Origin of the sequence: Actinobacillus minor NM305 (genome assembly GCF_000175195.1) — a bacterium.
GTDB classification, from domain to species: Bacteria; Pseudomonadota; Gammaproteobacteria; order Enterobacterales; family Pasteurellaceae; genus Haemophilus_A; species Haemophilus_A minor.
On sequence record NZ_ACQL01000098.1, the window covers coordinates 1 to 24,278 of the forward strand.

At 36.7% G+C, this 24,278-nt stretch carries 20 protein-coding genes; 10 read left to right on the forward strand and 10 right to left on the reverse strand.

Going from position 1 to position 24,278, the window contains the following annotated elements; all coding sequences use genetic code 11:
• The first annotated feature begins 110 nt into the window (after positions 1-110).
• Entirely contained in the window at positions 111-1,136 is a 1,026-nt protein-coding gene (holA, locus tag AM305_RS06420) for a DNA polymerase III subunit delta (RefSeq protein WP_005824255.1), read from the forward strand.
• Positions 1,137-1,196: 60 nt separating this feature from the next.
• Here the strand turns inward: holA and msbA are convergent, their stop codons facing one another.
• Complete coding sequence (msbA, locus tag AM305_RS06425) at positions 1,197-2,942, reverse strand: lipid A ABC transporter ATP-binding protein/permease MsbA (protein ID WP_005824257.1); 1,746 nt, start codon at positions 2,940-2,942, stop codon at positions 1,197-1,199.
• Positions 2,943-3,153: 211 nt separating this feature from the next.
• Here msbA and AM305_RS06430 point away from each other — a divergent pair, with 211 nt between their 5' ends.
• Positions 3,154-4,671, forward strand: coding sequence for a hypothetical protein (locus tag AM305_RS06430; protein ID WP_005824259.1), 1,518 nt, complete (start codon positions 3,154-3,156; stop codon positions 4,669-4,671).
• Positions 4,672-4,702: 31 nt separating this feature from the next.
• Here the strand turns inward: AM305_RS06430 and AM305_RS06435 are convergent, their stop codons facing one another.
• Together AM305_RS06435 and AM305_RS06440 are read right to left on the reverse strand one after the other, a co-directional pair.
• The gene (locus AM305_RS06435) at positions 4,703-5,098 is read right to left on the reverse strand and encodes a hypothetical protein (RefSeq protein WP_005824261.1); all 396 of its coding nucleotides are present in this window, start codon (positions 5,096-5,098) and stop codon (positions 4,703-4,705) included.
• A gap of 186 nt (positions 5,099-5,284) precedes the next feature.
• Positions 5,285-5,626 carry a hypothetical protein gene (locus AM305_RS06440; RefSeq protein WP_005824262.1) on the reverse strand — a complete coding sequence of 114 codons (342 nt, stop codon included), beginning with the start codon at positions 5,624-5,626 and terminating at the stop codon, positions 5,285-5,287.
• A gap of 525 nt (positions 5,627-6,151) precedes the next feature.
• Between AM305_RS06440 and AM305_RS11835 the strand changes: the two genes are divergently transcribed.
• Positions 6,152-7,336 carry a transposase gene (locus tag AM305_RS11835; RefSeq protein WP_005824266.1) on the forward strand — a complete coding sequence of 395 codons (1,185 nt, stop codon included), beginning with the start codon at positions 6,152-6,154 and terminating at the stop codon, positions 7,334-7,336.
• An 83-nt stretch (positions 7,337-7,419) separates the two neighbouring features.
• Here AM305_RS11835 and AM305_RS06455 read toward each other — a convergent pair whose 3' ends face one another.
• The 4 genes from AM305_RS06455 to djlA all read right to left on the reverse strand — a co-directional run bounded on the left by AM305_RS06455 (position 7,420) and on the right by djlA (position 13,142).
• Positions 7,420-9,903, reverse strand: coding sequence for a TonB-dependent hemoglobin/transferrin/lactoferrin family receptor (locus tag AM305_RS06455; RefSeq protein ID WP_005824268.1), 2,484 nt, complete (start codon positions 9,901-9,903; stop codon positions 7,420-7,422).
• Positions 9,904-10,215: 312 nt separating this feature from the next.
• Complete coding sequence (locus AM305_RS06460; protein WP_005824270.1) at positions 10,216-11,268, reverse strand: TIGR01620 family protein; 1,053 nt, start codon at positions 11,266-11,268, stop codon at positions 10,216-10,218.
• Position 11,269: 1 nt separating this feature from the next.
• Positions 11,270-12,229, reverse strand: a complete 960-nt coding sequence (gene dusC / locus AM305_RS06465; RefSeq protein ID WP_005824272.1) for a tRNA dihydrouridine(16) synthase DusC — start codon at positions 12,227-12,229, stop codon at positions 11,270-11,272.
• A 43-nt stretch (positions 12,230-12,272) separates the two neighbouring features.
• On the reverse strand, positions 12,273-13,142 hold the full coding sequence (djlA, locus tag AM305_RS06470) for a co-chaperone DjlA (RefSeq protein ID WP_005824274.1): 870 nt from the start codon (positions 13,140-13,142) through the stop codon (positions 12,273-12,275).
• A gap of 247 nt (positions 13,143-13,389) precedes the next feature.
• Between djlA and metK the strand changes: the two genes are divergently transcribed.
• A complete protein-coding gene (gene metK, locus AM305_RS06475; protein ID WP_005818524.1) occupies positions 13,390-14,544 on the forward strand; it encodes a methionine adenosyltransferase in 1,155 nt (384 codons plus the stop codon).
• A 47-nt stretch (positions 14,545-14,591) separates the two neighbouring features.
• On the opposite strand, the gene AM305_RS06480 is transcribed toward metK, so the two are convergent.
• A complete protein-coding gene (locus AM305_RS06480; protein WP_005824276.1) occupies positions 14,592-15,590 on the reverse strand; it encodes a TrmH family RNA methyltransferase in 999 nt (332 codons plus the stop codon).
• A gap of 242 nt (positions 15,591-15,832) precedes the next feature.
• Here AM305_RS06480 and rpoE point away from each other — a divergent pair, with 242 nt between their 5' ends.
• The 6 genes from rpoE to upp all read left to right on the forward strand — a co-directional run bounded on the left by rpoE (position 15,833) and on the right by upp (position 21,005).
• Positions 15,833-16,408 carry an RNA polymerase sigma factor RpoE gene (rpoE, locus tag AM305_RS06485; RefSeq protein WP_005824278.1) on the forward strand — a complete coding sequence of 192 codons (576 nt, stop codon included), beginning with the start codon at positions 15,833-15,835 and terminating at the stop codon, positions 16,406-16,408.
• Between the two features lie 78 nt (positions 16,409-16,486).
• A complete protein-coding gene (locus tag AM305_RS06490) occupies positions 16,487-17,071 on the forward strand; it encodes a sigma-E factor negative regulatory protein (protein ID WP_005824280.1) in 585 nt (194 codons plus the stop codon).
• Between the two features lie 184 nt (positions 17,072-17,255).
• Entirely contained in the window at positions 17,256-18,212 is a 957-nt protein-coding gene (locus AM305_RS06495) for a MucB/RseB C-terminal domain-containing protein (protein ID WP_005824281.1), read from the forward strand.
• An 8-nt stretch (positions 18,213-18,220) separates the two neighbouring features.
• The gene (locus AM305_RS06500; RefSeq protein WP_005824282.1) at positions 18,221-18,670 is read left to right on the forward strand and encodes a SoxR reducing system RseC family protein; all 450 of its coding nucleotides are present in this window, start codon (positions 18,221-18,223) and stop codon (positions 18,668-18,670) included.
• A 1-nt stretch (position 18,671) separates the two neighbouring features.
• Positions 18,672-20,357 carry a long-chain-fatty-acid--CoA ligase FadD gene (gene fadD, locus AM305_RS06505; RefSeq protein WP_005824283.1) on the forward strand — a complete coding sequence of 562 codons (1,686 nt, stop codon included), beginning with the start codon at positions 18,672-18,674 and terminating at the stop codon, positions 20,355-20,357.
• Between the two features lie 21 nt (positions 20,358-20,378).
• On the forward strand, positions 20,379-21,005 hold the full coding sequence (gene upp / locus AM305_RS06510) for a uracil phosphoribosyltransferase (protein WP_005818509.1): 627 nt from the start codon (positions 20,379-20,381) through the stop codon (positions 21,003-21,005).
• Positions 21,006-21,120: 115 nt separating this feature from the next.
• Here upp and AM305_RS06515 read toward each other — a convergent pair whose 3' ends face one another.
• Both AM305_RS06515 and mnmC read right to left on the reverse strand, forming a co-directional pair.
• Complete coding sequence (locus AM305_RS06515; RefSeq protein WP_005824284.1) at positions 21,121-22,080, reverse strand: ABC transporter substrate-binding protein; 960 nt, start codon at positions 22,078-22,080, stop codon at positions 21,121-21,123.
• A 121-nt stretch (positions 22,081-22,201) separates the two neighbouring features.
• Positions 22,202-24,205, reverse strand: a complete 2,004-nt coding sequence (gene mnmC, locus AM305_RS06520) for a bifunctional tRNA (5-methylaminomethyl-2-thiouridine)(34)-methyltransferase MnmC2/FAD-dependent 5-carboxymethylaminomethyl-2-thiouridine(34) oxidoreductase MnmC1 (RefSeq protein WP_005824285.1) — start codon at positions 24,203-24,205, stop codon at positions 22,202-22,204.
• Positions 24,206-24,278: the final 73 nt, after the last annotated feature.

Here is a 24,278-nt window from a genome sequence, read left to right on the forward strand (position 1 = left end):
TTATTTGGGGGTTGTCATCAGTCTAAGATAGAATCTATTTCTATCTCTTTTATATTCGTAAAATAAACTCGAAAATAGACCGCTTACTTCAAATAACTCGATAATCATTCATGCAAAAGATTTTCCCAGAAGCACTCACAAATTCACTAAATCAAACCCTCTCGCCTTTTTATCTCTTAACAGGCACAGATCTTCTTTTACTTGAAGAAAGCAAAGACCAAATCTTACAGGCAGCTCGTCTAAAAGAATTTGATGAAAAGACCGAGATTACCATTACGAATGAAACAAATTGGGATACCTTATTTGAAGCTGCTCAATCTATGGGGCTCTTTTTTAGTAAGCAAATGATGCTCCTTAATTTACCGGAAAGCCTCAACGCTAACCAAGTAAAACAATTAGCCACATTATGCCGGCTAAGCCATTCTGATCTTTTACTTGTTTTCTGCCTCCCTAAGTTCACAAAAGCGGTGGAAAAACAAGAATGGTTTACACAAATTGAAACTCAACTCATACAAGTCAATTGCCAAACACCAGATGTTGCAAAACTCCCTAATTGGCTTGCGCACCGAGCCAAACTCATGGGGCTTCAAATTGAACCTGAAGCAGCACAATTACTTTGTTACAGCTACGAAGGTAATCTGCTGGCATTAAAGCAGGCGCTCCAATTTCTACAACTTCGTTTTACTGACGGAAAAATTACCCTCACACGAGCGAAAGAGATAGTCGAACAATCCGCGCAATTTACACCTTTTCAGTGGGTTGATGCTCTGTTAGAAGGGAAAATTGGGCGAGCAGAACGCATCTTAAATTACCTAAAAAATGAGGATGTTCAACCGGTTGTTTTACTGCGTATTATTCAAAAAGAGCTATTTATTTTATTAGAAATAAGCCGCTTACCTACCCCACTTTATCATTATGATCAACCACTTCTGACGAACCAAATTCGAGCAGAATTTGACCGCTTAAAAATTTGGCAAAATAAACGCCCTTTTTACGTACAAGCGTGCCAGCGTTTAACTTATCAGAAATTATTTATCCTCATTCAGCAATTAGCTGTCTTAGAAAAACAACTCAAGCAAGAATTTAGCGAACAAATTTGGCTTGAACTGGGACGTTATTCCACTTTATTTAAGTAAAGTAGATTTGAAATAAATAAGCCTCACGGCTGAATTTCTGTGAGGCTTATTTATTATGCATTAACTAAATTGCAAACTATGAAGTTGCTTATAAGCACCATTTAGAGCAAGTAATTCATGATGAGTACCTCGTTCGATAATCTGCCCATGATCAACCACCAGAATTTCATCCGCTTTTTCAATGGTCGATAAACGGTGTGCAATCACAAGAACGGTTTTATCCTTCTGCAATTCGGCTAATGCCGCTTGAATCGCTCTTTCTGATTCCGTATCTAAAGCAGAGGTTGCCTCATCAAGCACCAATACAGGCGAGTTACGCAGTAATGCCCTTGCTATGGCTAAACGCTGTCGTTGTCCGCCGGATAAACTCGCACCATTTTCACCAATGACCGTGTCTAGCCCATCTTCTAGCTTATCAATAAACTCCATCGCATGCGCTGCTTTTGCTGCTGCAATAATTTGTTCACGGCTATATTTATCTGTTGCAGCATAAGCGATATTATTCGCAATCGTATCGTTAAAAAGATGGACTTGTTGTGAAACAATAGAACACTGCTCACGCAAATTCGCCAGCTGATAATCTTGAATATTGATGCCATCTAGCGTAATCCGTCCTTCGTCAATATCATAAAAACGTGTCAATAAATTGGCAATAGTCGATTTTCCTGAGCCAGAACGACCTACTAACGCCACCGTTTTACCTTGAGGAAGGCTAAAAGAGATATGATTAAGTGCTTTTTCCTCTTTGCCGTCATAGCTAAAAGACACATCATCAAAGCAAATTTCGCCTTTTGCTCTTTCGACTTTTACCGTCCCATTATCTTTCTCAATCGGTAAATCTAAAAATTCAAACAGCGTTTGGCAAGCTGCCATACCACGTTGGAATTGTGAATTCACATTCGTTAAAGATTTAAGTGGACGAAGCATCGCCATCATCGATGAGAAAACAACGGTAAACGAACCCGCGGTAAGATCTTCAATCTGTAAACCTTCCACCGTAGCTAAATAAAGGACGACAGATAAGGCAAAAGAGGCAATTAATTGCACTAAACCATCTGAAATCCCATCAGCAGAAACAATTTTCATCCCTTTACGGCGCATATCATTACTTACGCGATCAAAACGCTCTTTTTCAATTTGTTGCCCGCCAAACGATAAAACGACTTTATGCCCTTTTAACATTTGTTCTGTCGTCACAGTTAATTCGCCCATTGAACTTTGAATATTACGGCTCAATTTACGGAAGCGTTTTGAAACAATCCCGATTAATGTTCCGATAATTGGCGCCATAAAAAATAAAACCAAAGAAAGCTGCCAGCTTGTATAAAGCATTACAACAAACAGAGAAATTAAATATGCACCTTCTCTGACAATCGTTACCAAAGCGTGAGAAGAAGACGTTGCAACCATTTCCGTGTCATAGGTCACACGAGAAAGCGAGCGCCCCACCGGATTTTGATCAAAATAGCTTACCGGCATATACATTAAATGCTGGAAAATATTGCGGCGCATCGACATAACTACATTTCCGGACACCCATGCCAAGCAATAGCCAGCAATGTAGTTCGTAATCCCCCGAACTAAAATAAATACGACAACGAGAACTGCCATCAACTTTAAAAAGCCATGATCGGCATGCCCAAAACCATCATCAAGTAGCGGCTTTAATAAATAAATTAGTCCTGAATCCACTAAAGCGTTCAACACTAATGCGATAGCACCAACAACCAATCCCCATTTATAAGGCGCAATTGTCGGGAATAAACGTTTAAAGGTTTTAAACGTTGAAAGATCTTTTTCTTGCATAATACTTTGTCTTAATACGAAAATCTGACGTATTGTACCCTGATTTCAATGATTCTCCAAACGCCCCCATAACTATGTAGGAAAAGCACAAATCCTCTTTTTTTACTTCATTTAAAGTAAATCAATAAGCAAAATAACATCTCTTTTTTAGTATCATTTCCATTTTTTTCTTACAATCTAATTATAAGTTTCAAATCTAAAAAGTAAGAAAATGAAAATATCAGAACTTAGTCAAATAGATCTACAAAACATCAGTAATATTGAAACCATTAACTCAGCAGAAAATTTATTATATGAGCTTTCTTTAAATGAAAGTGAGCCAATTAGAAATATTGCCAATAGAAAACTAGCTCAGTTAGCAAATAATCCAACTTATCAACAAATAATACAGGAAAGATTAAATAATAATGATGTAAAAGATGTAAAACAAACTACAAAAGAAGAAAAAATAGAACATCAGGTTTACCAAAGAAATGTTAATGCTGGAACTAAGATGGAAGAAAGGAAAAAAGAAGTTAGTAAAAATGAAGAGATAGAAAAAGCCTTTGAGAAATTAACACTTAATCAACAAAAAGAAATTTTACATTTTGAAAGTTTATTTAAAGCAGAATTACAACATCAGCTTAGAGAATTCATTTTTTCAAAAGGTTCAGTAGAAGAGAAAACTGAACAATGGCAAAGTATCTTACAAAAAGAACTTAATAATAATTTAAAGATTGAGAAAAAGACAGCTGCTGATGGTTCTTCCTATTCTTCTTTTTCAAAAGAAAATAAAGAAGAAGATTTAAGAAAAGTATCGCATCTTTCAGATGAAGGGCAAAAAGTCAGTTTAAAAAATGGTAATATAGATGGAGCATCAGCCCAAACCATTACTGCTAATGCTGCTGATGCAACTCTTGCCCAACAAAAAGCAACTAAAGAAATTGAGCATACAGAAAATAGGTTTAGTTTTTTAGATAGTTTAAATAAACAAGCTAATACAGAAAATCAGCAGAAACAACTTGACTATCAAAAAAACATTGAAAAAATAAAGATTTTTATTGATGCTAATAAGTCTGAATTATTAGAAAATTTAACTAAAAGAATAACTAGAATTGAAAATTCTCCAAATATTTCAGAAGAGAAGAAAGAAAAATCAATACAGAAAACAATTCATAATTTATCAGCAGATATAAAAAATAAAATGAAACAGGAAGGAATTGATTTTTCTCAACTTTCTGAGGAAGAAAGAATAAAATTATTAAGAGATAAAAAATTAACTGACAAAGAACAAGCATTATTATTTGCCAATTTTGACATTCCAAAAGAAAAATACCAACCTTTGTTAGAAAAAGAGCAACAAGAGCAAAACAAGAAAGAAACAAACTCAAAATTATCGGAAGAAGAGCAATTTAAGAAAATTCAAAAAGGAATGGGAAATTTATATGAAAAACAATCTGATGCTGAAAAGAAAGATGTATTTAACTATCTTCATAAAGCAGAAGACTATACTTTAAGTCAGAAAAAATATGAGGAATTATTAGCTAAGGAAAATAAAAAAGAAAATACAGAAAATTATAATGGAAAAAATCCTAAAGAGGATGTTGATAAAGTAACAGAAAATGGAAACTTATCTGCTACAATAGAAAAATATCCAAATGTGGGTGAAAAAGTGAAAATACAAGACAATATAGAAATTGATAAAAATAATGTGGCTATTGTGGATCTGAATAACGGTAGTAAACATTAAAACTAAAACCACCTTTTAGGTGGTTTTAGTTTTACAAATCAAGTCTAAGTTCTATTGTAACAATATCAGTCATATCTATATTTTCTTTATAACCAGAACCTATAAATTTATAAAGAAGATCAGATAAATATTTATGCTCTTCTTTGGTTAATTTATTTTCTGTTGCTTTGGCAGTTATTTCATCAAGATGAGAATATTTTTCCATTCTCAACACTTCTCTTCCCATCTCAGCATTAACTAAATCTACTAACTGAGGCAAAGAAGTTTCCTTATCTTTAAAAATCTTTTCAGCAATTTTTCTTGCCTCTGGCTTTTTAAATAAATTAATGGCATTTTTAGCATTATATTCAAAATTATCAGTAGAAAAACTAGCAACTGAAAATAAAGAGAAGAATAAACCAGTTAATATAATGATGTATTTTTTCATTTTAATTTCCTTTTATTTTTTATTTATACTACCGTAGTAAATAAAGAATGTCCGCAAAAATTTTAATTAAATTTAAAGGGAAATTTTACTTTATTTGGAGTGAAATTCTGCCTTTGTGCTTTTGCTACATAGTTATGTGGGGATGATTCTATTTTCTATATAATGAAGTTAATTTAGTATTTTTTATTACTTTGAATCATTTGGTTCTTCTATATCTTTTGCTTTAGTATTTTCGTTATTCTCAGGAATATTGGATGAGGCAAAATACATCAGCAATGTTACAATGATACCTTTAAAGAATGAATATATATCAAAAAAATTTGTATTTGCAGTAATAATTGGGCTTGTGATATTTAATATCATTAAACAGGTATTTGTAAAATCAAGAGATGCAATAGAACCAACTACGCAAGAAGCGAAAAACAAATATAATTTATAATTCTTCTTTTTCTTAAAACTAAAAGCCAAAAAAAACATAGTGCATAAGAAAATGAAAATACCAATTACAGCCAAAATATAGAAATTCATATGATATCCTTATAAATTTATCTAAAAAACTTCCCTATTGTAAAAAAAAAAAAAAAAAATCAATCCCTGCGGAAAACTTTTTACGCACAAAATTGTCTATAACATATCCGATTTTTCTTTCCCACAAGGCAGGTAAAACGCTGAGATTTCCTTTTGAATAGGCGACTATTCGAGAATAGATTGCAGCAGGATCTTGATCGATCAAAGGATCACGAGAGACTGAAGGTAAGCGGTCAACTTCAACCAATGTTTTACGTTTTTTGTTTTTACTTTTTTATTCTTTATTTAGTACATAAATTTTATTTGCCATATAAATCATTTGTAGGGACGCCACGCTTGGCGTCCATAACTAAATTACGCTCCGTTTTTACAATGGACGCCAAGCGTGGCGTCCCTACAGAACATTAAAAAATAAAATGTGGCGGTATAAATAAAATTTTATGGTATTAAACATCATTAAATAAAAAAAGTAACAACATTAAACCTTATTTAACCTGTTGATCACGCTAAATAAAGGAAATTATTATGTGTACTGCTTATTCTTCTGAAAACGGTTTTTGCTGTTTATCTGTTGCGCCACAATTTCGTTCTTCTTCTCATCTTTCGGCTGAAAAAATTTGTCGTCTTTCTGATCAAGAAATCTTTTCGTTAATGGTGGAAATGCGTTGGGGGCCAGCGGAAAAAATCTGCTGCCCACATTGCCAACGTACTCAACCTTATTTTATTAAAAGCCGTCAAAAATGGCGTTGCCGTGGTTGCAAACGGGAATTTAGCCTGACTTCCGGCACGCTGTTTGCCAGCCATAAATTGCCGTTGCGCACCTATTTATTGGCGTTGGTGTTTTATATCAATGCCAAACAAGGCATTACTTCAAAACGCTTGGCACGAGAATTGGCGGTGAATTATCGCACGGCGTTTATGTTGAGCCATAAAATTCGTGAGAGTTTAAAGCCCGATTTAGACGCGCAAAAAATTAGCGGAGAAGTGCATATTGATACTTGCGAAGTGAATGTTTTGGTGGAGTCTGAAACCTTGCAAGCAAAAAAAGCAGACAAGGTCAATAATCAAGATCGTGCCTTTTATTTAGCCGAAATTCCGCCCAATATGCAGCAAAATGTGCAGAAAAAGCAGGAAAAATGGCAAATAAAACATCAACAAGACGAGCAAAAACGCCGAGGAAATTATGCTCGATATGGAAGAACCTTAGACTATCGCGCCAAATCTTTTGTGAAAGAAAAGCGTAAGTTGTTGGTTATGACCAATAATGAACGACAACAAACCTTGGTTTTTCCGATTTATGCTGAAAATAAGGCAACGATTTCTTATTTGGTAAGAAAATATGTGGTGCAAGGTAGCACCATTTGCACCGATGGCGCACGCGCCTATAAACATTTAGCCGCTTTGGGCTATGAACACGAAAGTGCGGTACATTCTAAGAAGATTTTTAAAAATTCGAAGGGTTATCATAATAACTGGGCGGAAAACTTTTTTAGCCGCACCAGAAGTTTGTGGGTTCAGCTTGCGCAGGTAAAAAATGTGCATTTGTGGGCATATGCAAATGAAATGGCGTTCCGTTTGGATCATTGCGTAATGCCTTCGGGGTCAATGTTTTTAACTTTGTTGCAAAAAACATTGCAAACAACAGTACAAGACTTTTGGAAAGGTTATGGGAAAACAGGTTATACGGTGAGAGATGAGATGGTGTTTTAGGGAGGGGAACACAACAAAATAAGTTGCTAATATTTAAAGAAAATAAATACTAGCAACAATTTTGTCTACTATCTATTATGCCTTTAGAAACGAATTTCTACAGAAGCAGAGTAATTACGCCCTGGTGCATAAAAACGTTCTAATCCTTGTCCTTTCTCCCAATCAATACTATTCACAGTCGCACGACGATTTAATCCTCGCAAACTATCCCAAGTATGATATTTACGATTCAATAAATTATAAATACCAGCCCTTAAAGTAATATTTTTTGTTGGTTTATAATAACCAAACAAATCGAATACAAATGCTTTCGCATTTAACCAACGATAAGACTCTGTTTTTAAGTAACTTTCTGTTTTTTTGCACACTTGATCCCCAACCCAATAATCAAATTCAGATAGAACGCAACGTTCTGTAAGTTCTGAGACTTGTGCATCTTTTGGTTTTTTATTTCCTAGATATGTTAAACGAGAAAATATCCCCCATGTCTCACTTGGATGCTCATAATCTAGCCCTATGACTACTTTTAATGGTTGAATAGAAAGTAAACTATCTGATGTGGATAACTTACCTTTACTATAACCCAAAGCTCCATGCAATTTAAATCCTTTCGAAAATCCTATAAATTGATGAAGATCAAGATTACCTTTTATTTCAATACCATTAATACGCGCTCTATCCAAATTAACCATCTGTTGATAATAATCCGTTCTTTCTCCCGTGCACCCTGTATAATATGCAGCATACCAATCACAAGTTGGATCATTACGAGTAATCGATGTTTCTTGTTCAAAGAGAAAATCCCGATAACGAGTCTGATAAAGCGTCAAATCCAAGCTACCATATTTACCCTTACCTTGCAGAAAAATACTATGGTTAGAGCTTTTTTCTGAATCTAGGTGGGGATTCGCAGCCCAATTCCCATAAGCACTTTCAAATGTAAAATACATTTCTGATGCCGTAGGTGTTCGATATCCCGTACTCCATTGATACCCAATCATCCAATTAGGATCTAAATGAGCATCTAATCCTAGAAGCCCATTCCAATTTTTAAATGATTTCCCATGCATATCAACACTTGCGCATAACCGCCCAAAATTGCTACTTTTTCCACAAGGGACTTGAGGATTTAAATGCTGAGGTTTTACCTTCTCATAATGATAACCAAAACCTATATGAGCAGAAAAAATATCATTAAAAGTGATATCATTTTTTAGATCTACGCCATATAGTTGAGTTCTCATCGGATATTGAATCGTATAAGTTTCTTTCCCCTTCACGCGCCCATCTATATCGATAATCTCATCATTATTGATATTCTCAAAATCCCTACGTGCAGCAAAAGCCTTTAAGCGTAATAGGTGTTCAGTTCCGAATATTTGCAAAGGTTGGCTATCTAAGCGTGTTGAAATTCGATAGAATTCCGTTTTATTATTTCGGTGATCCCTGTTCTGTAAAGCGCCTTTTTCATACAAAAATCCTTCACGCCAGTTACCGCCTGTTCTATCAAAGCTTCCTTTATAATTTAAGGCTGAATTTTCTGTTTTTTGATAATCTATATCTGTTCGAATAAGTGATAATAAAGTAGACTCTGGCGCAAATTCATAATGAGCATTAGCATTTAAACGTTTTTGCTCATCATCAGCTTCTCTCCAATAAGTTGTTAATGAGTATGATTTTTCATCAATGTAATTACTATTATTTTGCCCGCTTACAGAGATACCTAAGCGATGCCCAGGTATAATGTTCCAGCCTAATTTTGCTAAATAACTATGATTTTTATGTGTTGAAGGATCTGGAGTAATTCTAGCTGCTCCAATTTCAGCTCTTCGCGCAATATCTCTTGGAGTATCGTAATATCCTTCACTTTGTACATGACCATTTCCGCCAGCACTTTTTATTTCATGCCCATAACGCTGAGAATAAACAAATATTGTATCAATGACTTCATTAGCATAAGCTAAACCAACAGTATTGGTCCATTCACGATTTTTACTGCTGTACCCAGAACGGAATAAACCACCAAAATGTTTATTTTCTTCGATTAGATCATAAGCTTCTAGAGTATGATAATTAACATTCCCACCTAAAGAACCGCTACCAAAATTTAGAGAATTAGAGCCTCTTACAATATCAATATTTCGTACTAATTCAGAATCAATAGCTAGACGCGAATTATTAAAATTGCCATAACGAGCATATAAAGAATTTTCTTCAGAATCAGGCAATGAAACAGAATCTATACTAATCCCGACCCTATTACCTTCTACCCCCCTTATTGCAAATCCTTTTAATCGCTGTCCATTATCACTAATACCGATATCCGTTGTATAACGAACAAGATCGCGCGTATCTCTGATAAGCTCTGTTTGGATATTTTTCACATTTTTTTTAATAATATTAGGTGTATTGCTCGTTCGGCTATCTAAATTCTCACTAATATTAATCGTATCTAAAGATGTTGTATTCTGTTCTGCTAAAGATGGGAGATTTAGAGTAAATAAAGTCAGCGCAATAGTTGAATACTTGAATGTAGGAATATTAGTTTTCTTTGAATATCTAAGCATAATGTCTCCTTTTATAATTGTAACAATAATGTTAATTATAAAAAGATACACTAATCAAATCAAATGATAATCATTTTTATTTTGTTATCTTGTGATCTATATCACAAAAAAGCTCACATATGTGAGCTCAGATTACTGACAAAGGTTATATTTGAGCAATAACCTAGCACGAGCCGTGCTAGGTTCATTAAGCCCAGCCCCGCTGGGGCTGAAAAAAGAGCCGCAGAGCGGGCTCAGATTAAGTAACCCTATACGGCTCGTATAGGGTTTGTCAACGGTCTGAGCTCACATATGTGAGCTTTTTCATCTGTATTATTTTATTTTTTCTGTTTCCATTGATTTACCAAAAACCGTTGATTTTAGCTTGCCTAACATTTCTTGGCGAATATGCGCTATTTTTGGTTTTTCATTCGCTTGAAAGGCTAAAGGGCGGCAAAACTCCATAGCTTTAATCCCTAATCTTGCCGTGAGTAACCCTACACCAATGCCCTGCGCTGCTCGTAAAGATAATTTTGCTGTTAAGTTTTGTGAGAAAAATTCCGCACCTACATCGGTAGCGATTTCCGTTGCGCCGGCAAAAACCATATTAGTCAAAACCATTTTAAACAGTTTTAGACGACTAAAATAGCCTAACTCCATGCCATAAATACGTGTAATTTTATTCACTAATGCGATATTTCGCCACGCCACCATCAAAACATCAACTAATGCCAAAGGACTTACTGCCACAATAATCGCATTCTCCGTTGCACTTTTTGAAATTAATTGCTTAGCTTGCTTATCAAGTGGTGATAATACATTTTCACTAAACAAATAAGCCACTTCTTTACCATTGTAGCTATCATCTAATTGACTAATCCAACGTTGCTGATATTGCTCAATGTTCGGGATATGCTCTAAATTTGCCAATACTTGATTGCAAAATGCTTTCGTTTTTTCACCACTTGCAGAAGAAGGTTCTTCTAGCCAAAATTGTTGGCTAAGCTGCTGATTTTGCTGATGTTTACGTAAAAAGACAAGCTTTCGCCATTCATTAAAAATTGCACCAACGCCTGTTAGACTGACTAAGAAAAATACAATAGCAAAGGCGAAATCGATCCATTGATGTGCTTGAAAACTGTCATATAACCATTGAATACTTTGGGCAATCACCGCTACAGTAAATAACACCAGCGCCGCTAACAGTACTCGAACCCAAAATCGGGAAGGTTTTAAGCTTTCTTCAATAATCAATTCTGCGGTTGCAGACTGATACTCGCTCTCTAAATTATCTTCTTCAATGACAACTTCTTCTTCCGTAAACTCTTGTTTTGCTTGAAAAGAAGTAGGTTGAATATCTTGTTCACTAAAAATCTGTTTTTGCATTTTATTGTCCTTTTTCGACCGCTTGCTCAATATGTCTTTTTAAGCCTGCATAACCGTGTTCTGTCTTTAGAATTTGGAATAAGGCAATCGCTTCCGGATACTCTTTATCCAAATAATGCAACCATTGTTTAATCCGTGCCACGTGATAAAAACCGGAGTCGTGTTCGTTTTCCATATTCACATATTGGAATAGCAATTTAAGCACCTCACACCACGCCAATTTCGGCTGATTAAATTTCACTACCCGACTTAAATTAGGCGTATTTAACGCACCTCGCCCAATCATTAACGCTTGGCAAGCGGTAATTTCTTGGCATTTTTTTGCAGATTCAAAATCCCATATTTCACCATTGGCAATAACCGGAATTGTCAATCTTTTTTGAATGTCGCCAATCGCTTGCCAGTTTATCCGTTCTGCTCGATAGCCATCAGTTTTGGTACGACCGTGAACGGTAATTTCATTTGCTCCGCCCTGTTGCACTGCATCAGCAATTTCAAAACATTGCTCAGCAGAATCCCAACCTAGACGCACCTTAACCGAAACCACCTGATCTTGCGGCACAGCTTGTCGAATTGCTTGGGTTGCTCGATAAATCAGCTCCGGATCTTTCAAGAGCGATGCACCGCCATTACTGCCATTAACCGTTTTGGACGGACAACCGCAATTTAGATCCACACCGTGTGAACCTAACTCAATCGCTAGCTCGGCATTTTCAGCTAACCACTGCGGATACTGCCCTAAAAGTTGCACTCGTACAGGCGTCCCTGAATCGGTTTTGCTGCCTTGATAAAGCTCCGGACAAAGACGGTAAAACGTTTTACGTGGGAGTTTCTGATCAACCACGCGTACAAATTCTGAAATGCAGAGATCGTAATCATTTACCGTAGTCAAAAGTTTACGAAGAAAAGGATCTAATACCCCCTGCATTGGGGCTAAAATTACTTTAGGTGTCATCATCATAAAAAATAACGGATAACGTTGCGTTATCCGTTGCAAAAGTGAGTTATTTCCAACCTTTATGTTTACAAATTAAATCATAGGCAGCTTGAATTTGTTGAGCCTTTTCTTTGGCTAATTCCATCATCTCATCGGGTAAGCCTTTGGCTGCGAGCTTGTCCGGGTGATGTTCGTTCATCAATTTGCGGTAAGCCCGTTTTACAGTGTTCTGATCATCAGAAGCACTCACGCCCAATACATTATACGCCGCCTCAATACTTGGCGCACTGTTTGCTTGGCGGTACCCACCATAAGAGCCTTGTTGCGATTGTTGAGAACCGTTTTGTTGATAATGGTACTCTTGATAAAAATTCCCCGAACGGAATTGTTGCGCAGCCATAACCATTGCAATCATTCGTTCAAATTGGAAACGGCTCATACCTAATGTTTCAGCAATCGTAAACAAAATTTGCTGTTCATTGCTATCTAGTTCGCCATCTTGTACAGCGGCTTGCATTTGTACTTCCACGAAAAAACGTAGTAAATCCGCACGCTGTCCACAGGCTTCTCTAAATTCTTGAATGACTTGACGAAGTGGGAAATCAGCCTCTTTACCTAAAGTGAAAGCTTGTTGGGCTAATTGTTGATTTACCGCATCCAATTTCAGGCGAGCCATTAATTGACGGGCAAGATGAATATCATCTTCAGTTACACGCCCTTTTGCTTTGGCAATATGACCTAATACCGCAAAAGTAGTTTGAGTAAACAGAGATTGACGCGTTAAATTTTTGCCAAAAATCGTAGAGCGAACACTACCTAACTCGTAAAGCTTTTTATCGGCAAGGTGTCCTAGAAAAGCACCAAAAAGCGCACCAAAAAAGCTATGAAAAATTTGATAACCTAAAAAGAAACCGACAATTTTTCCAATAAATTGCATTCTGTTTTTTCCTATAATTTTATTGAATTTATAAATAATAAGGGCGTTTTCCGATAAGACAAGGTTTATTAAAAAAAGTTTGCCTTAAATGTTCAAAAAATGTATTATGGACGTCTAGACGGAAAAACGGCTAATTAGTTTATTAAACAACATAAGATACAAGCGGTTAAATTTTGCAAAAAATTAGCAAAATTGACCGCTTGTGTTATTCCCCATTCAGTAAAAAACAAATATCAAAGGATATAAAATGGCTATCAATCTATTTACATCAGAATCGGTATCTGAAGGTCACCCAGATAAAATCGCAGACCAAATTTCAGATGCAGTATTAGACGAAATTCTTAAACAAGACCCGAAAGCACGTGTGGCATGTGAAACCTACGTAAAAACAGGTATGGCGCTTGTGGGCGGTGAAATTACCACTTCTGCTTGGGTGGATATTGAAAACTTAACTCGCCAAGTGATTTGCGACATCGGCTATACCCATTCAGATATGGGCTTTGATGCGCACTCTTGTGCCGTATTAAATGCTATTGGTAAACAATCGCCAGACATCAATCAAGGTGTGGATCGTGCTAACCCGTTAGAGCAAGGGGCAGGCGACCAAGGGATTATGTTCGGTTATGCGACAAATGAAACAGAAGTGTTAATGCCAGCACCGATTACTTACGCTCATCGTTTAATGGAACAACAAGCGAAAGTGCGTAAATCAGGTAAATTAGACTGGTTACGTCCAGATGCGAAAAGCCAATTAACCTTTATTTACGAAGATAACAAAATTAAAGGTATTGATGCCGTGGTGCTTTCAACTCAACACGCTGAACACGTTGATCAGAAAACCGTGTTTGAAGGTGTGATGGAAGAGATCATTAAGCCAGTATTACCAAGCGAATGGTTAAGCCAAAATACTAAATACTTTATCAACCCGACAGGTCGTTTCGTAATCGGCGGTCCAATGGGTGACTGTGGTTTAACAGGGCGTAAAATTATCGTTGATACCTACGGCGGTGCAGCACGCCACGGCGGCGGTGCATTCTCAGGTAAAGATCCATCAAAAGTGGACAGATCAGCCGCTTACGCAGCCCGTTATGTAGCGAAAAATATTGTGGCAGCAGGCTTGGCAGATCGTTGTGAAATTCAGCTTTCTTATGCTATCGGTATCGCAGAGCCGACATCAATTATGGTGGAAACTTTTGGCACAGGCAAAGTGAGCAATGAAGTGTTAGTACGTTTAGTGCGTGAACATTTCGATTTACGTCCATACGGCTTAATCAAAATGTTAGATTTAATCCGTCCGATTTATCGTGAAACCGCCGCTTACGGACACTTTGGTCGTGAGCATTTCCCTTGGGAAAAAACGGATAAAGCGGAAGCATTGAGAGCGGATGCGGGCTTAAAATAACTTTTTCTTCAACAAAAATGCGGACATGGTGTCCGCATTTTTTATGATTAAAGTACCTTTTCTTGATACCACTGATTCAACAATATTCCAGCATTAACTGCAACATTTAAGCTACTCGAGAGTGGATTTGTTACCGAAAGCTGAACGGTAATGTCTTCGCTAAATTCAATTTCATTTGAAACAATTTCACTTAATACAAAAACAACTTTCTCTGCAAGTGCAATTTTGGTCAGCGTAGGGGCTTGCTTTTGACGTGTTAAATGAATGATCTGATAGCCTGCATTTCTTAATTGTTGTAAAGCAATTTGTTTATGTTTTGTTTCCAATGCATGAACAAATTCTAATCCTCCTTCAGCCACTCGAGCTGCCGCACTTGAATTTAAGCGATCATTACTTTCCGTGATAATACCTTTTACACCATAGAATGCACAGGTGCGAATAATCCCTCCGACATTCTGAGCATTATTGACATTATCAAGTAATACTAAGCAATCACGCGCACGAGCAATTTGTAAATAGCCCTCTAAAGAAAATACAGGTGCTTTTTTGATGAGCAAACAAACATCACCATGATGTTCTGTTCCTGTTACTTTCTCCATTTCTTCACGAGAAACAACGTGATAAGCTTTTTTATGTTCAGCCAAGTAACTTAACATGTCGCCTAATTTTTTTGCCCCTTCAACCGTTGCCCATAAACGCACGATAGATTCTGGTCGCTGTTGGAATACAGCTAAACAACTGTTCTCCCCATATACTTTCATCTCTTCTGCACGGTTTTTCTTAATTTTTTCAGGTGCTCTTGGCGAAAGCGGTCCTGTTTTTTTCTCTTTTTGCAAATTAGAACTACCTTTAACCTGAATTTTAACACTACCTTGGCCGCTTGCTTTTTTTGCTTCGGTTGGGTAAATCGTTTCCGTTCGGTTTAATGTAAGCTTTCTTGCTTTATGAGTAGATTCTTCTTTTGGACGACTATTCTTATCTCTTGTATTACGTTTATTTTCAATAGTTTGAAATCGAGGTTTATTTTCATTAAATGTTGGTTTCATTATTAGGCTCTCATAAGAAAAATATTGTTTTATTATACCCTGTTTTCAGTGATTACTCTTTGGATCTTTAGAGAAAATCAAGTAAAATCCGCTACTTTATTGTTTTTTATACATAAAAGCCCTTCTTTTATAGAGAATTATAGAGAAATGTAAATTTTTTACTTTTCTTGGAACTATTTAGGCAAATAGCACACTAAGGTAGTGTGCGAGGAAGAAAAAATTGAGATTTAGGAGTCCGCAAATTGAGCGAACAAATCACCGACCAAGAATTAGTCGAAAAAGCACAACAAGGTGATAAAAAGGCATTTAACTTATTGGTAGTTCGTTACCAGAACCGCGTAGCAGGTTTATTAACTCGTTATGTCGCACGCGATGATATTCCTGACATTGTGCAAGAATCATTTATTAAAGCTTATCGTTCTTTAGAGTCTTTCCGTGGTGAAAGTGCTTTTTATACGTGGCTTTATCGTATTGCAGTCAATACTGCAAAGAATCATTTAACTTCCTTAGGTCGGCGTCCACCTAAGGAAGATATTTTAGCTGAAGATGCTGAAAGTTACGATGTTGGTACTCAATTAAGAGAAGCTGACACCCCTGAAAACTTAGTATTATCTAATGAATTAAAACGTATTGTATTTGAAACAATTGAAAACTTACCAGAAGAGTTAAAAGCAGCAATTACATTACGTGAAATTGAAGGACTGAGTTACGAAGAAATTGCTGAAGCGATGAATTGCCCTGTAGGGACTGTTCGTTCACGTATATTCCGCGCTCGTGAAGCGATTGATGCAAGAATCAACCCTTTAATGCAAGGCTAGGTTTATTACAACCAAAATTAATTTTTTTACTTTGCTAAATTAAAAAGTACCATATTCTCAAGTTAATTGGAGTAAATTATGCAACAAAAAGAAACCCTATCAGCTTATATGGATGGGCAAAAAACTGAGTCGGGTTTTGCAGAAACCCTAGCGAATAGCCCTGAATTAAAACAAAAATGGGCAAACTATCACACTATCCGCAGTGTAATGCAAGGAGAAGAAATTCTACTTGGTCAAGATTTTTCAGCAAAAATGGAAGCATTAATTGAAAACGAATCTTTCGAAAAACAAGCTGAAAAACCGCGTGGTTTACTCGTGAAATTAAAACGTTGGAGTACTCCAATTATGCAAGCAGGTATTGCAGCATCTGTTTGCTTAGTGGCTGTTTTAGGTGTAAATATGGTTAACAGTAACAATGAAGTGGCTCAAACCGAACCCACATTACAAACCGTGCCATTTAGCAATGCTGTTCAAGCTGTAAGCTATAACGCACCAGCAAAAGATATTGCAACATCTGATAAACTCGAGCAACAACAACGTCGTCTTGATACATTATTACAAAATCATGAGTTGCAACGTCGTACAAATACGGCTGTTTTGACTGAAGAGGAAAAAGCCAAAGCTCAAACGTCTTCAACTCACTCGGAAGCATCTTCAAAATAATCAAAATATTGATTTATTTAGCCACTCGCCGCTTTTTCAGCTGAGTGGCTTTCTTTTATCTCAACTGGGTATTAAATAACACATTAAGCGGTAAAATTTTTCGAAAAATTCGTAAATTTTTGGTACACTTGTACCGCTTTAATTTTGAATACCCCAATAGACAAAAAGTGGAGATAAAACAATAATGAAAAAAATAAATACGTTTTATTTAGCTTTGCTATGGTGCTTTTCGTCCATATCATGGGCAACGTCAACGTCCCCTATTCAATTATTACAAAATATGGTTTCTGCACATAAAAATACCAATTATGAACTACGCTATATTTTGCAACAAAACAATGACATTGAGTCATTTCAATATCGCCACACAACACAATCATATAAAGAGTTTGCACAATTACTGCGTCTAGATAATTCTCGAGAAGAAATTATTTTACGTGATAATACCGTAAGTTATTTAGGATTAACATTCAAACCTTTTAGCCTCAAAAGTTCTCATATTTTAGATAACTTACCTGCTATTCTTTATACTGATTTTTCGAAACTAAAAGATTACCAATTTACCCTTTTAGGAAAATCTCGTGTTGCGGATCGCATTGCGAATATCGTAAAAATAGCGCCGTCTGATAATTCCCGATATCAATACACGCTTTGGATTGATGATGAAAACTCTCTTCTGTTAAAAAGCCATCTACAAGATCATGAAGGACAAATATTAGAACAATTTAAAGTGATTAGCCAATATGTGGGTAATGAACTTCTTTATGTGACACCATATTTAGAATCACTAAAATTACCCCCTGTTATTGATACTAGTCTGAGCGAGCAAAATATCAAACAAGACATAAACTGGAAGTTAAATTGGCTACCTAGTGGTTTTTATTTAGTTAAAGGATTAAAACAAGGCTTTATTACAGATACAGAAAAAATAACAAAGTTAGAAAGCCAATTATATAGTGATGGTATATTCTCTTTTACGGTATATGTCTTCCCCACAGAAGAACTTAGTTTTAATGAACAGTTCTTTAAACAAGGCAATTTGACTATTTTTAGTCATACCGTAGAAGATAAAAATATCGTCCTTATCGGTGATATTCCAACCGAAAGTGCAAAAAAAATTGTATTTAATATCACTTTTTAGGAGTAATAATGATTATAGAAAATGCTATGGTGCTCTCTTATCAAGATGGTATTGCTCAAGTGCAATGTTACGCTAAACAAGCCTGTGGAGGCTGTGCTGCGCAAAAAAATTGTGGAAGTAAAGCGCTATCAGGATTAGCAGGAGAAAAACTTGCGCAAGTATTAGAAATTAAAGTTAATGAAGATTTAAGTGCTGGTGAGATGATTCAATTAGGTATCCCTGAAATGACCTTATTAAAAAGTGTATTTTGGGTTTATTGTATCCCTCTTATGATACTGATATTATCCGCCGTTGTGTTATCTCAATTTATAATAAACGAATTATGGCTTGCATTCGGCATGATTTTTTTCACCGCTTGTAGCTTTCTTATGGTAAAAAAAATTATTGCTCATCAGCAATTAACCGAATTAACGCCAATTTTCTTAGGAAAAGTCCGCGAAAATAGGCTCGGAGAATAATATGGAAAAGATCTGGTTTGATAACTACCCACCGGGTGCTGAAAAAACCATTAATGTAAAACAATACGAATCACTGGTTGAGATGTTTGAATCAGCCGTTAAACGCCACCCCGATATTCCTGCTTATATCAATATGGGGCAAGTTTTAACCTTTCGTAAATTAGAAGAACGAAGCCGTGCTTTTGCTGCATATTTACAAAATGAGCTACGTTTAGAAAAAGGGGATCGTATTGCCCTTATGATGCCAAATCTATTGCAATATCCCATTGCTTTATTTGGTGCTTTACGTGCAGGCTTAGTTGTCGTCAATGTAAATCCACTTTATACGCCTCGAGAATTAGAACACCAATTAAATGATAGCGGTGCCAAAGCGATCGTAATTGTTTCTAATTTTGCTGCAACTCTTGAGAAAGTGGTTTTTAATACGAATGTCGAGCACGTTATTTTAACCCGCATGGGAGATCAACTCTCATTTGGTAAAAGAACGCTTGTTAATTTTGTGGTTAAATATATTAAAAAATTGGTACCAAAGTACAAACTCCCTCATGCCGTGAGTTTTCGTGAGGCGTTAAGTATTGGTAAACAACGCCAATATGTAAGACCTAATATTGAATGTGATGATCTTGCTTTTTTACAATATACCGGTGGTACAACCGGTGTTGCTAAAGGCGCAATGCTAACTCACGCCAATATCGTAGCAAATATCTTCCAAGCAAAATGGATTGCTGAACCGTTATTACGAAATAGCAAATCGAAAATTGGAGTTATCCCTCTTCCGCTATACCATGTGTTTGCGCTTTCCGTAAACTGCCTTCTCTTTATTGAACTCGGCATGACGGGCTTGCTCATTACGAACCCTCGTGATATTCCAGGTTTTATTAAAGAATTGAAAAAATATCGTTTTGTTGCCTTAACGGGGGTGAACACGTTATTTAATGCATTATTAAATAACGACCAACTAAAAGAAGTGGATTTCTCAGCACTAAAACTTAGTGTTGGCGGCGGTGCCTCTATTCAAAGCGCAATCGCTCAACGTTGGTATGAAGCAACCGGTAGCCATATTATCGAAGGCTATGGTATGACAGAATGTTCTCCACTCATTGCTGCTTCTCGTTGGGACTCAACGGAACACAATGGTTCTATCGGTGTTCCGGTTCCAAATACCGATATTCGTATCGTTGATGATGAAGGGAATGATGTTGCACTAGGAGAGCGTGGTGAATTATGGGTTAAAGGCCCACAAGTTATGCGAGGTTATTGGAATCGCCCTAAAGATACTGCTGATGTTTTAAAAGATGGTTGGATGGCAACAGGAGATATTGTGGTAATGGGCGAAGACTTGAATTTACGTATCGTTGATCGTAAGAAAGACATGATCATCGTTTCAGGTTTTAATGTTTACCCAAATGAAATTGAAGATGTCATTGCACACAATCCGAAAGTCAATGAAGTTGTCGCAATTGGCGTCCCCCACCCTGTTTCCGGTGAAACCATTAAAATTTTTGTCACGAAAAAAGATGAAAGTTTAACAAGAGAAGAACTGCGTAATTATTGTCGCCAGTATTTAACCGGTTATAAAATTCCAAAAGATATTGAATTCAGAGATGAATTGCCAAAAACCAATGTAGGTAAAATTCTTCGCCGTGTATTACGTGATGAAGAAATTGCCAAATTAGAAACTAAATAGCTAAATCATAAAGGAGCCAACATGAAAATTGTTGAAGTAAAACACCCGCTTGTACGTCATAAATTAGGCTTAATGCGCGCAGCGGATATTAGTACCAAAGATTTCCGTGAATTAGCCACTGAAGTCGGTAGCCTATTAACTTATGAAGCAACAAAAGATCTTGAAACAGAATTAGTTGAAATTGATGGTTGGTGCGGTAAAGTCGAAGTTGATCGTATTAAAGGGAAAAAAGTTACTGTTGTACCGATTTTACGCGCAGGTTTAGGGATGATGGATGGCGTTTTAGAGCATATTCCAAGTGCAAGAATCAGCGTTGTCGGTATTTATCGTGATGAAGAAACATTACAGCCGGTGCCTTACTTCAAAAAACTGGCTAACGATGTAGAAGAACGCTTAGCGATTGTTGTCGATCCAATGCTTGCTACGGGTGGCTCTATGATTGCCACGCTTGACCTATTAAAAGCATCAGGTTGCAAAAACATTAAAGTACTCGTACTTGTTGCTGCTCCGGAAGGAATCGAAGCATTAAAAGCAAGTCATCCTGATATTGAACTTTATACCGCATCGATTGATAGCCACTTAAATGAACACGGCTATATCGTGCCAGGGTTAGGCGATGCCGGCGATAAAATTTTTGGAACTAAATAGAAAGTTATTGCTAAAAATTGACTTAAAGCCTTACAATGTAGGGCTTTAAGTCCTCTTTAACTCCTAATATTTAAAGAAAATAAACATTCGCAACAATTATATTTTCATAATAGCACTATTCAAAAACTTCTTTCACTTCTGCTTTTAATGAATCCGAAATAATAACCCCAAATTCTTTAGCCGTTTTTGAGTTAAGAGAAAGAGACATTTTACTCACTTCATGGGTTGGAATACTTCCTGCTTTTTCCCCTTTTAGGATACGAGAAGCCACTTTCCCTGTTTCAATACCAATATCATATTGGTTCACTGCATAAGCAGCCAAAGCGCCACGTTTTACTGTATCGCTATCAGACGCAATCACGGGAACTTTAATCTCCAACGCTGCTTTATGTAAAGCTTCATAAGCAGATACCACGGCATTATCTTCTGAAATATAGATAGCTTGTACTTTGCCATTTAAACTTCGAGCCGCTGTCCCAATATCAGCACTACGTTGTACTGCAACTGGCACAACTTTTATCCCAGCCTTCGTTGCTACCTCTTTTAATTCTTCTAAGACAATCGCAGAATTTACTTCCCCTGCGCTATATACATAGCCAATTGATTGTAAGTTAGGCACTAATTTTTGCGCTAATTCTAACTGCGGTTGCATCGGTTTATGATCTGATACACCTGTCACATTGGTACCACTCGGTTCCCAAGATTTCACTAATTTAGCGGCAACAGGATCGGTGACCGCTGAATAGACAATAGGGATCGTTTTCGTTGCTGCCACAACAGGCTGTGCTGAAGGCGTTGAAATCGGAATAATGACCGTAGCTTTATCACCAACAAACTTACGAGCAATCTGTGCTGCCGTTGCCGTACTGCCTTGTGCTGATTGGAAATTGATCTTGACCGTTTTTCCATCCACAAAGCCTTCTTTTTCTAACTGATCAATAACCCCTTTACGAATTGTATCTAATGCTGGATGCTCAACAATCGCAGTAATAGCAACATTTGGTAATTCTTGAGCTATACTATTTAAACTAAAAAGGGCTAACGCTGATACAAGTAATGTTTTGCATGTTTTCATTTTGAACCTCAGAAACAACGAACTAGTAAACTAGTACAAAAGTAATCTATCTTCAAAGAGATCGCAAGCAAAAAATACACAAAAATAGCAAACACGATGTTGATTGTTTGTTTTTTAAACGCTAATCTACTCTACTTCCTTTTAATAACTTCCTCATCCAACTCCGATTTGGGTTTAAGATCTGCCAAATATCTTCACTGATAGGGAGCGGTTCGTGCGTAATTAAACTTGCCAGAAGCTCCCCTAGTAATGGAGCTGAAGTTAATCCCCGAGACGCTAATCCATTGACGAGATAAAGTTGCGGAAAAGAAGCTGCAAGTTCAACTTTCTCTTTACGGCGAAGTGCATTATATAAATTTTGATACTGCACTTTTTGAACTTCAAAATTTGGCACAGAGCCAACTATTGGGCTACGATCACGTAGAGCCGCTCGAATCCCAACTTTTGCTTGATTTTCTGAAGCATCAATCTGTTGCGTCCATTCACAAGCGGTCAAATTTTTCTGGAGTTTTGCAATATTTTCATGATGTTCATGCAAACTAAAATGCGTTTCCGCACTATCTCTAAGATGGCTAGCACCAATACAATGACGTCCGGTCTGAGAAATAGGGGTAATATAGCCATCATAACAAACCACACATTTTAACTGTGCTAATTGCTTATTACTTGGCACAGAACTAACCTGCCCACGTACAGGATACAAAGGAATACTTTTAGTCTGCGCAAAATCTTTTAAAGTATGCCCATTTGCTAAAACTAGCACTTCATGTTTAAACGTTTTGCCCTCATGCTGCCACGTCCATTTCCCTTCTTTAAAATCCGGTTGGGTAACTTCGTGGTTTAACACAATTCGTACACCTTTTGATTGTAAATAGGCAAAAGTATTTTGAACAAATTGTATTGGCGACAACCAGCCTCCAGATGGAATAAAAGCTCCACCGTGCACCACTTTTAAACCTATTTTCTCACTGAGTTCCTCTGCACTACATAGTTTAAAGAGCGTTTCATCATCTGTCTGCGTTGCCATTTTTTCTAATTTTTGAGCAACTTTTTCGTGATAAGCATATAGCGCAACCCCTGTTAATCCATGCTCAAATGAAATTTCTGCTTTAAGTTGTTTCAGTCGCTGTAATGCATAATCGAAGGCATGAATATAAAAGCGAACATTTCTTTCATCGTCATCACTTAATTGTGGGTAAATCGCCCCCTGTAAATTGCCCGAGGCATTTTGAGCAAGCTTTTCATCTTTACAGTAAAGAGTAACCTGTTTTCCTTTTTCCAATAGAGACAATGCGAGAAAAAGGCTCGCAACGCCACCACCTACAATCGCAATATCTTGGTAATCTTGCGCGGATTGTTGATAAAAATAAGGAAATTTCACATCTTGTTCTATCGAACTTGATGTTTTTTGTCCCCACAACATCTCACGTTTTTTACCAAAACCTTTGCGTTTTTTTACCTCAAATCCAACCGCTTGTAATCCTTTCCTAACATGGCTTGCTGCGGTAAAGGTTGCAAAAGTCCCTTCTTTTTGCGTGGTTTGGAACATGTGTTGATACACGGCTTCATTCCACATTTCCGGATTTTTATCTGGCGAAAAACCGTCTAAGAACCAAGCATCAACCATTTCATGATAATAATCTCCCCATTGCTCGGCATTTTCGGCAATATCCCCAAACCATAGATCTAAATAGACATCCTCAAAATGATAACGTTGACATCCCACTTGGCGAGGATTCCAACAAGCGGTTAAATTCTCTAATAATGTTGCAAATTGTGGGTAATGTTGATGTATCTCACTTAATTGTGTTGAAGTTAATGGGTATTTCTCAAAAGATAAAAAATAGAGGCGTTTTAATCTATGTTCTGGAAATTGTTGACGAAATTGTTGAAATTTTTCAGCTACAGCTAAAAAATTTAACCCCGTTCCAAACCCTGTTTCAGCAATGATAAAACTTGAACGTGTATGAGATTGCCATCTTTCCCAAAGCTGGTTACCTTCTTGAAAAACATAATAGCTTTCTGCTAAACCATCTTGAGTTGAAAAATAAATATCATCAAATTGCTCAGAAACAGGGGTATGATTAACATTAAAAGTCAGTTGAGAAAAAGTGAGTTTGCGCATGAGTCACCCATTACTATAAAACGAGAATAATTTACCCAAGAAAGGAGAAAAAGAAAAGGTGCGTTTCCGCACC